9 protein-coding genes and 1 pseudogene are annotated in these 12,194 nt (G+C 51.7%); 5 read left to right on the top strand and 5 right to left on the bottom strand.

Annotation, left to right across the window (positions count from 1 at the left end; genetic code table 11):
• Nucleotides 1-7: 7 nt before the first annotated feature.
• From BM191_RS17050 to lacD, 3 genes and pseudogenes are all read left to right on the top strand, one after another.
• Nucleotides 8-1,402 (top strand): annotated as a pseudogene (locus BM191_RS17050) (PTS fructose transporter subunit IIC); the annotation flags it as partial.
• On the top strand, nucleotides 1,403-2,242 hold the full coding sequence (locus BM191_RS17045) for an HPr family phosphocarrier protein (RefSeq protein ID WP_230479528.1): 840 nt from the start codon (nucleotides 1,403-1,405) through the stop codon (nucleotides 2,240-2,242). It begins immediately after the preceding pseudogene.
• A gap of 263 nt (nucleotides 2,243-2,505) precedes the next feature.
• A complete protein-coding gene (gene lacD / locus BM191_RS04375) occupies nucleotides 2,506-3,492 on the top strand; it encodes a tagatose-bisphosphate aldolase (protein ID WP_092875536.1) in 987 nt (328 codons plus the stop codon).
• A gap of 1,594 nt (nucleotides 3,493-5,086) precedes the next feature.
• On the opposite strand, the gene BM191_RS04365 is transcribed toward lacD, so the two are convergent.
• The 5 genes from BM191_RS04365 to BM191_RS04345 all read right to left on the bottom strand — a co-directional run bounded on the left by BM191_RS04365 (nucleotide 5,087) and on the right by BM191_RS04345 (nucleotide 10,580).
• Nucleotides 5,087-5,647: a fimbrial protein gene (locus BM191_RS04365; RefSeq protein ID WP_092875532.1), complete on the bottom strand. Its 561-nt coding sequence runs from the start codon at nucleotides 5,645-5,647 to the stop codon at nucleotides 5,087-5,089.
• A 53-nt stretch (nucleotides 5,648-5,700) separates the two neighbouring features.
• Nucleotides 5,701-8,247 (bottom strand): fimbria/pilus outer membrane usher protein, encoded by a 2,547-nt coding sequence (locus BM191_RS04360; protein WP_230479515.1) that lies wholly within the window; start codon nucleotides 8,245-8,247, stop codon nucleotides 5,701-5,703.
• Nucleotides 8,248-8,281: 34 nt separating this feature from the next.
• Nucleotides 8,282-9,001 (bottom strand): fimbria/pilus periplasmic chaperone, encoded by a 720-nt coding sequence (locus BM191_RS04355; protein ID WP_177203288.1) that lies wholly within the window; start codon nucleotides 8,999-9,001, stop codon nucleotides 8,282-8,284.
• A 27-nt stretch (nucleotides 9,002-9,028) separates the two neighbouring features.
• Nucleotides 9,029-9,316 (bottom strand): hypothetical protein, encoded by a 288-nt coding sequence (locus BM191_RS04350; protein ID WP_230479514.1) that lies wholly within the window; start codon nucleotides 9,314-9,316, stop codon nucleotides 9,029-9,031.
• 334 nt (nucleotides 9,317-9,650) lie between these two features.
• The gene (locus tag BM191_RS04345; protein WP_230479513.1) at nucleotides 9,651-10,580 is read right to left on the bottom strand and encodes a LysR family transcriptional regulator; all 930 of its coding nucleotides are present in this window, start codon (nucleotides 10,578-10,580) and stop codon (nucleotides 9,651-9,653) included.
• 690 nt (nucleotides 10,581-11,270) lie between these two features.
• Between BM191_RS04345 and BM191_RS04340 the strand changes: the two genes are divergently transcribed.
• A complete protein-coding gene (locus BM191_RS04340) occupies nucleotides 11,271-11,636 on the top strand; it encodes a helix-turn-helix domain-containing protein (protein WP_092875524.1) in 366 nt (121 codons plus the stop codon).
• A 114-nt stretch (nucleotides 11,637-11,750) separates the two neighbouring features.
• The gene (locus BM191_RS04335; protein WP_092875522.1) at nucleotides 11,751-12,146 is read left to right on the top strand and encodes a hypothetical protein; all 396 of its coding nucleotides are present in this window, start codon (nucleotides 11,751-11,753) and stop codon (nucleotides 12,144-12,146) included.
• Nucleotides 12,147-12,194: the final 48 nt, after the last annotated feature.

The raw sequence follows: 12,194 nt of genomic DNA, 5'->3' as shown, positions 1-12,194 counted from the left end.
GCAAATCATGAAAAAAGTCATTGCGGTAACCGGTTGCCCTACCGGAATCGCCCACACTTTTATGGCCGAAGAAGCGTTAAAGGCTGCAGCAAAAAAACTAAACGTTGAAATTAAAGTAGAAACCAACGGCGCATCGGGTGTAGAGAATGTCATTACCTCAGACGATTTAAAAGATATATATGGCGTTATTATTGCCGCAGACAAAGACATAAATGCAAATCGTTTCAATGGCTTACCGGTCATTGAAGTGCCGGTTAAGGATGCCATTCACCATCCTGATGAATTAATAACCAAAGTCATTCAGGGTCATGCCCCTGTTCGTAAAGGCTCTGCCACGTCATCGGCTCGGCCAGGTGAAGATCCGTCAGAGCAAGAATCATTCGGACGTCAGATTTATAAACACCTGATGAGCGGCGTCTCTACTATGCTTCCCTTTGTCGTCGCCGGGGGAATATTGATCGCCATTTCTTTCCTTTGGGGCATTTATTCCGCGAACCCGGAATCGCCGCAATACAATATTATTGCCGCAACCTTGATGAAAGTCGGGCAGCAGGCGTTCTCGATCATGGTGCCGGTATTTACCGCCTATATTGCTTACTCAATTTCTGGTCGCCCTGGCATGGTGGCCGGATTTGTCGGCGGATTACTGGCCAATGAAACTGGCGCCGGGTTCATCGGCGGCATCATCGCCGGTTTTGCTGCGGGCTACTTTATGCTGTGGATGAGGCATTGCCTGAGCCGGCTCCCTCGTCAGTTTGAGGGCCTGAAATCGATCTTTATTATGCCCCTTATCGGCGTACTGGTTATCGGCGTCATGATGATCCTGCTCGGTCAACCCGTTTCCGCGTTGAACAACGGGATGATGCACTGGCTCAGTTCGCTGCAGGAGGCCAACCCCATCCTTTTAGGCATTGTTGTCGGATGTATGTGTTCGTTTGACTTCGGTGGCCCGGTCAATAAAGCCGCGTATGTAACGGGGACACTGCTGTTAGGTCAGGGTAATTATTACTTTATGGCGGGGGTTTCTGCCGCCTGTATCACCCCGCCTCTGGTCATTGCTCTCGCGACAACCTTCTTCCGCAAAGGGTTCACAGAAGAAGAGCGTACCGCCGGTATGGTGAACTATGTTCTCGGCTGTACGCATATCACCGAAGGGGCCATCCCGTTTGCTGCCAAAGATCCATTACGGGTCATCCCACTGATGATGGTGGCGTCCTCCGTGTCGGCGGTGCTCAGCTACAGCATGCAAATTGAGGTTCCGGCACCGCATGGCGGATTCCTGATCCTGCCGCTGGTAAGTAAACCACTCACCTGGGTGCTGTGTATTCTGGCAGGGTCGGCCTGCGGCGCGGTAATGCTGGGGACCCTGCGCCTCTGGCAAAAACGGCATAACACCAATACGGTGAATCCGGTTATCCCGGAGCAAGATCACGCTATCCCGGACGAAAAGCAGGCAATCGCGCTGACCACCGGGGACATTTTCTTCAATCGCGATGTGAGGGTAAAAGATGATGCGCTAACCCAGGTGGCTAACGCGATGGAAAAGGCAACGCTTATCCGCGCAGACTATCTGACAGGCATGCGCGATCGCGAAGCACAGATCAGTACCTATCTGGGTAACGGCATTGCCATTCCGCATGGCACGCCCCAAAGCCGCGATGCGGTGCTGAGAACTGGCGTAAAAGTGATGGTCTGTCCGCAGGGCGTTGACTGGGGAGAGGGCCAGATCGCGCGTCTGATTGTTGCCATCGCCGCCCAGGACAATGAGCACCTGGATATTCTCCGCCGCCTTACGCATGTGCTCAGTCATGACGGCGTGCAGCAAGCGCTTGAATCCGCCGCTGATGCGCAGGATGTACTGAGCATCCTGGAAGGGAGGACGCCAGATAGCCCGCAACCAGCGAAAGCGCAACCAGCCCGTCAGTGCGATGCCGAAGGAACCTTCACACTGATCAACGCGCATGGCCTGCATGCCCGCCCCAGTGCGCTGCTGGTTAAAACGATCAAACAGTGGCAGTCGGATATCCGCATAGAAAACCTGGACACCGGATCAGGTCTGGTAGAGGGTAAAAACCTGATGAAGGTGGTGTCTCTGGGGGCGAAGCAGGGACATCGCCTGCACGTGATAGCGAACGGCGCGGATGCGCAGCAAGCCATTGCCGCCATTGGCAGGGCGTTTGAGACTGGGCTGGGTGAAGGGAATGGTTCAGAACAACACGCGCCTGAAGCCGGTGCGCATTAGTCAGCAGTTAAAGAAGAAGATGGCCCGCGCCGACCCCGGCGCAATGCCATCATGCTCAGGGTGAGTTTATCGGCGCGTAGCGTCCTTATTTCATCACCCCAGTCAACACGAGCAGAAACAGCCGACCGTCCGTTTAATGGACGTGAATTTACCGGGTAGATCGTCTTAAACGGCTGTTTGAAAGGATGTCGGCGATCACCTGCCATTAACTATTTTTAATATCGTCGTTCCTGATGGAGCGTTTTGCAAAAGGTAAAGTAAAGATGACCAGACTGACCGAACACAAAAAACAGGCGATGCGCAGATTATCAAATGAGCATGGCGTGATAGCTGCGCTGGCTATCGATCAGCGCGGGGCGCTGAAAAAGATGATCGCCATGCACAAGCCACAGGGCGCGGAAGATAAAGACATCATCGACTTTAAAGCGCTGGTATCCAGAACGCTGACACCCTATGCCTCCTCCATCCTGCTCGATCCTGAGTACGGTCTGCCCGCTGCGAAGGTCAGAGCGGACAATGCCGGTCTGTTACTGGCGTATGAAAAAACCGGTTACGATGCCAGTAAAAAAGGTCGTCTGCCCGATTTACTGGATCTGTGGTCGGCAAAACGGCTGAAAGAAGCCGGCGCCGATGCGGTCAAATTTCTGCTCTATTACGATATTGATGAAGAAACGGAGATCAACGACCGTAAGCAGGCGTTTATCGAACGTCTGGGTGCAGAGTGTACCGCAGAAGATATTCCTTTCTATCTCGAGCTGGTCTCCTACGATGCCACTAATGCTGATGCGAGCAGTAAGGCCTATGCGAAAGTCAAACCGCATAAAGTCAATGACATGATGAAGGTATTTTCCCATCCGCGCTATGGCGTTGATGTGCTGAAAGTCGAAGTGCCGGTCAACATGAAATATGTCGAAGGATATGCTGCGGAGGGGGAGTCTGTTTACACCCGGGAGCAGGCGGCGGAGTATTTCAAACAGCAGTCTGAAGCTACCGCGTTACCTTTTATCTTCCTCAGTGCCGGGGTCAGTGCTGAACTGTTCCAGCACACGCTGCGCTTTGCTAAATCGGCAGGCTCTACCTTTAACGGCGTATTATGCGGTCGCGCGACCTGGGCTAACGGCGTGGAACCCTTTATCACCCAAGGGGAAGGTGCCGCCAGGGCATGGCTGGGATCGCAAGGAAAGGCAAATATTACTGAACTGAATGCGGTGCTGAACGAAACCGCGTCATCGTGGTTTGATAAAGTCTAGCGCGCTTTTTGTGGTTAACAGAACGGCCTTGAGGGGCCGTTTATTATATAAAGCAATTTCGACCAGGGCACGATTTCCGGGTTTTATTTTGGAGCGCCGGGACTCTTAGGGTTATTCCGCCATGCCAGTCTGGAATAAACAAACAAAACGAAGGCTCAACTATGAATTTATAAGAAGTAGCCCGATTGTTTGATAACAAGCTATGCTAATGTATTAATTCGCCTCTATATATATCTGTAAGGTCGGGCTGCCAGTTTCAACCTTCAGCGTAAAAATTTTGCCATGCCTATTAATATCAACGCGCCACTGGGGTGTTGTACCTTAACCTTAATTTCAATTAAAAAGTGGTTTAGATAACTTTACGTATAAGCAAAAGAGTGAGCATCCGCAGAGTCATACCTATGGCAGATGGTTATGGCATGCAGATTTCGAAACTCAGCCCAGCAGATATCATTACGGTAAGACACACGTTCAATGAACCAAGCCACATTCAAGAAGCTATTATCACAGCTTGCCATTACTGGCTAAATTGGCTGGTGTCAGAAAATTACAAGCTGGCGCACACCATTAAGAAGATCAGAAGTCACTGTGGAGGCTAAATATTAATTATCTGCCTGTAATAGCAAATCGCTCTTCAGAAAGGAATCCTATTGACAGCATAAATTGCAGCAAAATCCATAGGCTCTTGACCTTACCCGCTGCCCATCTCAATGATGCTTCAGAAAAGATGAATCAAGGAACGAAGATCTTCGCCACCATGCTTCCACTATACTGACCAGGAGCAACATTTAATTAATTAGGGTTGAAGACGATAGATGTTTCTTGTCCTACTTTATCCGCTGTCCATGAGATGCCATTCCAGCTTGCGTTGCTAACCGTATACTGGAGAACGTCATTACCGGATTTCAGTATCCCTATCCCTCCGGGCACTTGAACGTCAGTGGTTTGATCGGGGCTAAATAGCAGCTGTGAATTTTTCGTTAGTGGACTCGCCAGCAACACCTTTTTGCTTTGATTGCCTGTCAAATTGACGTGTATGCTATTTTGAACTTGGGCTGTCAGGGTGGTTGCTGCTGGCAAAGTTGTATGAATTGTAGCCCAAGAATGCCTTACAAAACCACTATATTCATAAAATTCAGCATTAATTACAGCTGGTGTATCACCGGTATTTTTTATAGTATATTTTAATTGTTCGCCCTTCTTTTAATGTTTTACCTATATTAACGCGGTCTCCATAACCGGAATTAACACATATCACAGCGCCATTGATGGAGTCATATTGGGACTGATTCTCCAATTTATAGGTAACATCTTTCAGTTCAGCTCCCTGTACATCCAGACAAAATGCGTCCGCACCAGTCCAATATCCCACTGGCGTCTGCCCCATCGTAGCAGTGTCACTATTTTCGCCAGGATGTAACACCGATAAAGTCACCATGTCGGCATACACGGGGGGTCATACAAAGTATGAAGGCGATACAGCCAACCGCATATACTGTTCTTTTCATTAATTCACCCTCTGCTAAACGTCTTCGGGCAACCGTGACGCACTGTTTACTGGCGGCCCGAAGTTTGCTTTATTGATTTATCGCGATTAGTTATAGGCCAGCTTCAGCGTGACAGGCGCATTGAATTGTCCCGGTGTCGGCTTTTTGCCATCTGCCTGCAAGAGTTCCACAGTAAATTTTAGCGTTTGCGTAGTCTTCCCCGCATCTACATTAAATTTCTGTGGGTTATTACCGGTCAGTATTGCACCTTTATTCACAGCGTTATCGCCTGTCAGAATCTCAGCCACAACGCCACTGGCAGTTGCATCCTTTAGCGTGTTAACAATATGACCAGTATTGTCAATGGCCGCGCCAACCTGGGTGACAGTGATGCTATTTATAGCCTTACCACAATTGCTTAAGTTGATCTGTTTGGAGAACGGTTTTTTGTCGATAATATCATTGCCATTCACGCTTCCGAGATCCCATGCAAGGCTACTTTGCACCTCACAAGTATTATCCAGCACAGTCGCCGTAATAGTTACCGTGGTCTGGTCTGTCGCCGAAGGAGCTGGAGTGTCACCCCAAGCCTGAGCAGAAACCGACAGCCCCAGCAGCGACAGCGCGGCCAGTGGCATCACTGAGTTACCAATAAAACGCTTCATCATTTTTTCCTGTATTTCCTTTGGTGGTTTAATGGGCCACTGGCCCCGAATCTAACTTACTGACAGTTCACCTGCTGCTGAACCAGCGGCAGTTTATTGGCATCCGCGGGCAGGCTAAAACGGGCGCGACACTGTTGCCCGGCACCGGTACCCCATTTCGCCTGCAGGCTGTCCTGTGAAGACAGACCGGTCAGGTAAACCTGACCGCCGTCCCCCACCAGCCCGCCATCGCTGCCGCTGGTGACCGCGGTGCCAAAGGGCAGCGGCTGGCCGTTGTGCAGCAGGGTGAGCAACGCGTGCGCCCCGCTGTGCACCCGGAAGCGGGCCCGGACGATCGCCCCCTGGGTGGGCACCACGCTGACCACCGGGTTGTCGATGTCGGTGTGGTTATTCAGGGTGCTGACGTCAAGCGCCACCTCGTTTTGCTGATACTGGCTGGCATAAGGCACCAGGGCATAGCCCCGACTGTCAGTATGGATACCCTGCATATCAGCAACGGAAACATCCGCAGCGCCCGCAGCGTCTACCAGCACGCTGGTGTCACCCGGCTGCTGACCAAAGGTAGCGCCGCCACGATGGACAACCACCCCTCCGCTGGCACCATAGCGAAGCTGACGGTAGTGGCGGCTGTAGCCGTAGCCGGCTGACAGGCTGCCGTAGCTGCCGCTGTAATCAAGGCTGGTGTCCCCACTGCCACCGTCACGGCGGTCATAGCCCTGAGCAACCGACCAGGAGAGCTGATTGTTATCGGCTGAACCACTGACGCCGGTCTGCAGAGTGCTGTTGCCGTTACTGTCACGGTTCAGGCTGGTAGTGACATAGACCGGGTTCGACGCCGGATTGCCCAACGGCATTGACAGCCCGAGATACAGCGTGCGGTCGGCGTCCGGCTGGCCGCTGACCCGACTGTAACCCCAGGAGAGGCTCCAGCTCACCGAGTGAAACGTGCTGCTCAGTCCGATCTGCACATCATCGGTCGTGGCGTCCGACTGCCAGTAGGTCTGATGGCTGCCACTCACATAAGCCGAGCCAAACGATCCCAGCGACTGGGAAAGGTTGACCGTCACCTGCTGCCGGCGACTGTTATACAGACTGTAATAGTTGTGCCAGTCCGGGGCGAGCTGCCGCCCGGCGGCATCAACCTCCACGTCAGTGTTATTCCAGCCTGACATCGCGCGCTCTGCCGTTTCACTGAGTGTGTGGAAGCCCTGCGTGGAGTAGCGATAGCCGGCCAGCTGAAAGGTGGTGCCGGTGGTCAATAGCGAACGGGCGTAAAGAAAACGCACCGACTGCCCCTGGTGGCGGGAATTGTCCGGCAGCACGCTGTCGGCCTGGGTCACATCCGCTGACAGTGCCCCCCAGATCCCCAGATTAATGCCTGCCCCCAGCGCGGCTGAGTGGTAGCGCACCGCCTGAAGCAGTCCGCCGTAGACGGTCACATCGTGGGGTAACCCCCACTGCACCACGCCCTGCAGGAAGGGCGGATCCGCAGTGTCTTCCCCAGCGCTGCGGTAGTGGCCGGCAGTCAGGGCATAGCGCAGGTGTCCCTGCCGCTGCAGGACCGGGATAGAAGAATAGGGTACGGTAAATACCCGCAGCGTACCGTCGGCTTCACGCACCTGAACCGTCAGATCCCCGGCGCTGCTCACGGTGTTCAGATCATCAATCACAAAGGCGCCCGGAGCGACAAAGGTCTGGTAAATCACGTTGCCGTTCTGAAGCACGCTGACGCGCGCGTTGCTGTTCGCCACGCCCCGGATCACCGGCGCATAGGAACGCACGCTCTCCGGATACATGCTGTCGCTGGTCGCCAGCTGCACGCCGCGATAGGAAAAGGCGTCGAACACCGTATCACTGGTGGTGCCGTCGCCCAGCAGCAGCTCGCTACGCCAGGGAATAATGTCGCGCTCAGCCCAGGTGTTGATGTGCCGCCACTGACGCTGACTTTGATAAGCGTTTCCGTCGCTGCTCCAGGTACTGTTATCCCGCAGCCGCCATGCACCGAGATTCAGGCCGCTGGTCAAGTAAAGGTATTCGCTGTGGCTGTTGCCGTACTCGCCCCGACTTTGACTTCCGCTGAGCTGCCAGTCCAGCAGCACGGCGTTGATCCCTTCATCCCAGCGGGCAGGCGGAACCCATCCCTTGGGACGGTGGATCAGTGCCGCCTGGGGAATGCTGATATTGAGACGCATATTGTCGGTATCAAAGCGGGTGAATGCACCGGGTATAATTTTTTCCAGCGGCAGACAGGTGCCCGGTTTTACCTGCATCAGTGCCGGAAATGCCGTCATTTTTATGCCTGAGTTAGCCAGGTCATCGCCGGTCAGACAGGGATGCAGACCGCTGGGATCATGCGCATAAGATGAGGTAGCAAGGCTGAACGCCAGCGTACGTCGCCCGATGCGATTACCATCAACATAGAGCTCAACAGGATACCGGCCCGGTGATAGTGCTGCACCCTGCTCAAAAGCGGCCAGGCTTGCCACACTGTATTCACCGGTGATCATCGAAGGCTCAAAGTGCAGCATCGCAGAAGCCTTGCCGGAGAGTATGGCCATCACACAGATCGCCACCGGTTTCAGCATTAAGCCTCTTTTTTTCATTCTGAAAAAATCCTGTCTTAAGCCAAATCGATGGTCAATGGATGCTGAACGTCAGCGGCGCGCTGATACCGCCATAATCATTGATATTGTGCAGGGTTATCGTCGATCCACTGCCTGTTGGTAACGGCAAGCTGACACTGTCCAGCGGGGGAACCATCGTGTCCTCCAGCGCCTTTCCACCGCTGCTTAACTCAGTCAGCGTCAGGTAATAAGGGGTGGGATTATGCACCACCAACTGATGACCATTACGACTAAAGGTCAGGCTGCGGGCAGCCAGCTCTGGCGCCGGTTTCAGACCGCGGGGCCTTAAAAACAGTTTAAGCTGCGTCACCGTCGCGACGTGAATAACCGCATGTCCCGCGTCCTGACTCTCATCAACCGAAGGAATGGCCTTCACCATCAGGTAAAACAGCGTTTCCCGGTCAGTGGGAAAATGTCCACCGGTGCGCAACAGGCTGAGCATGTTTGCGCTGTCCGGTTTGCTAAGGTAAAGCGGAGGGGTCACCACAACGTCGGGGCTTTTCTCCCCCGCTGCGGTGTCAACCCACGATTGAATGAGATAATTATCCTGATCGGACGTGTTAGCCACCCGGGCCTCAATGCGTGAGGCATCAGCAGGAAAAATAAAACGCGTCCCGTTAACGGTAATGCCACCGTTTGCCAGGCAGGAGGTGGGGACTGATACCGTCAGTATCATTGCTAACAGCAGCACCTTGCTGGCAATAAGTGACCAGAATGACTGTTTTGTTTTCATCTCTTTAATCCTCAACTCACTATTCATTCAGGTTGGGCAAAACCTGCCCCCCAGACTTTGAAGTTCAGAACGTGCTGTGGCCTCCATGTCACGCAGGTCATTGAACCAGGCGCTGCCATCATCGTGCTGCTCAAGACATTTCCTCAGCAACGTCCAGATATAAAAGATTTCGCTCAGACCCGGATGTTCATTGCACTCCAGGATCAATAAGCGTTGCAGAACGGCACACTCCTCAAAGCCGTAATGGCTAAGTCGGTTAGCAAAGTCCTTTGTATTTATCCGCTGCTGCTGCCCTGTCGAAATTTCATTCATCATGCGTTGCTCTCGGGCACTAACCGACCCGGTCGAAATAGCATTGGGCCTTAGAGATGTATATTCGGTGCAGATGCCTGCCGGAGTGAGCTCCAGAAAAACATATTATTAGGAACAGGCTGAAACTCACTCGCAAAGCAGAGATCCATGTTCACCGTGCCTTAATAGCATGAAGATCGTCAGACTATTATGCTGGCACTCTGTAATGGAGGGGCATTATAGGGAAATAATTCGCCGGCGAAACAGCCGCCAGGTTAATGAAGCTTTAACTTAAATGAAAGACAGGGAATAATAAGGGACTAAGATAATTCTTTCCCCCAGGGGGGGAGATATCATTTTAATCATACCGTGGCCGGTTATTCCAGCAACGTTCAATATAATCGCGAAAATGGGTAAAAAGCGCTTGCTGACGCGGCTGCTGTTTCCATATTAACCAGACGGGCAAATCAGGAACCTGCCACTCCGGCAGAACTTTAACCATATGACCGCCGGACAGATGCTGTGCTACCAGCCAGTTGGGTGTGGCTATGCTGATCCCCTTTCCTTGCATAACCAGATTCAGCATAGCCAGCAGATTATTGGATGAAAGACCGCTTACTGAGGATTGCTCTAAAAGATAAGACTCCTCGCCACGAGAAAGTCTTAGCGGTCCGGCCAGCCCATTCTGATGCATGCCAAAAAGTGCATGTTGCGCCAAATCACGCGGATGGATAATAGGCGGATGCCGATCAAGATAACGCTGACTGGCGCAAAGACAAAGCTTTACCGGGCTAAGCTTTCTGTGAACCAGGTTATCACTTTCAATACGCCCGCTGCGTAACACCACGTCATCCAGCTCGGGAGAGTCAAAGCGCAGATCGGGACGCTCACGTGCGTCGAGAAAAATCCTCACCCCTGGGTGTGCCTGCATATATTCATAACACCACTCACTGGCTAAAAATTCGCACACAATCGCAGGGGCAGTAAATCGCACTGAGCCTTTAATCTCACCTTCGGGATTACGAATCTCTTCCAGTAATGCGTTAAAGGAGGCGGCAATATCTCTGGCCCGATGCAACGTGGTCATGCCTGACTCAGTCAGGCTCATTCCCTGAGTTGTACGGGTAAAAAGGACCGTGCCCAGATAACGCTCAATGCGAATGATGGCTTTACTCACCGCAGCCGTACTGATATCAAGCTGGCGGGCCGTTTCTGAAAGGCTGCCTGTCTCCGCCGTGCGAATAAAAATCAGCCAGTCACGCATTCCACGGTTATTATCTCGGTCCAAGTCCCACTCCTGGTATTAAGTATAATGTGGCGAGTCAATCAGCCATTCATAAGCCGTTCACAACGGCTGAACACAGCAGATGATAATGTTGTTTCGCTTATCAAAAAGAATTCTTCTCGCCAGAAAAAGTGAATCAAAAGATAGAATCAGCATGGCTGCAACCCTAAAAAATCCACGCACCTTTTTCAATGGTACCGGCCTGTATGTGGGAACGCAGCCAATCAGATGAATCTCATCAAACTAATGATGTGAGGATGCTGATTGAGTAAATATAATCTATTACGTTAGATTTTGAAGATTAATCATACTCTGCGTTAACATTCATTATCTTCGTTGCCGGGCGGTTCAGATTTATGGTCAGATAACGAATCAGGCAACAGGATAATCGGTTCCACTTTTATCAATGTCATTGCATCATCGCGCGCACGTATGCGCATCAAGCCAGCCAATCCTGACTCATGGAGCGGAGAGTTAACGGTCGATAATCAGGCTGTTCCAGCCTGATTAAAATATGACTGATAACTGATAAAAATACCCAATTTATTCTAAAATAATCAGGAACGCGCCATGACGATAGATTTACCTTTTGCAGAAATACGCTTCGCATCACAGTCAAGGGCTTTATGATAGATGCGTTAATTCACTGGCAAGGACGCTAAACATGCTGAAAACACCTCCTCGGAGTTTGTTATGAAATTCTCCACACGATTAACTCAACTTCGCCGGTCCGCTGGATTGACCCAACAAGGGTTGGCTGACAGCGTGGCGATTCACGTCAATCAGCTTCGTCGTTATGAGGCAGGGATCGCTAAACCAACCCTTTCTCCATTGATTAAGCTGGCGCGTCGGCTGAACGTATCTCTGGACGACTTGGTGTTCGCCAATGCGGAATACGATCCGCCAGAGGAGCTAATTAAGCAATTTCTGGCAGTTAAACTTTTACCCATCGAAGAGCGACGGCTGGTTATTGCCTTGATTGATACCATCATTACACACGCGAAGGCGCATACGGCTAAAAATAAAGCCGGTCCTTCTCCTGATGCTCATCATGACTAGCCAGCGCAATATGAAACACAGATCGATCACCTGCTGAAAAATAACTCGCCGGAAGATAAATGCTGAGCTACTTTTTAATAAATACCTCACATTAATCTCTGAGAGAGACGAGCGATGAAAAGCGTAAAAACGCTGTCAACCATGCTTATTACAATGACATTACTCACCACTGGTTGCCATTCCTATTATGGTGTAAACGTTCGGCAGCAATCTTTAAATAATGGTAGTTATTATTTAATGCAGCCGCCTTTATATTCAGGCGACAAAATTCGCTTTCAGCTCAAAAGCGGCGAAAAAGGCGAGCTGACAGTGTCCCGAACCGATCCGCAAAATATTTACGCTGACGATGGTCGCGTAGTGCCGGTTTCACAGATCAGCTCGCTGGAAAAACGTGAGGTATCAAACGGTAAAACTGCGGCTGTCGTCGGCGGCAGTTCGGCAGTGTTGGTTATCGTACTCTTCGCTGCCTTTGTCAGTGTCGCTGCGGTTGGCATCATTGCGGGAACCTGATCGAGGCGCCTCTTTTGTCGCCGCTTTTTATCCGCGGCGGCAATGTTA

It is taken from the genome of Izhakiella capsodis, assembly GCF_900115045.1.
Lineage (GTDB): Bacteria > Pseudomonadota > Gammaproteobacteria > Enterobacterales > Enterobacteriaceae > Izhakiella > Izhakiella capsodis.
This window is presented reverse-complemented; position numbering and strand designations above follow the sequence as displayed.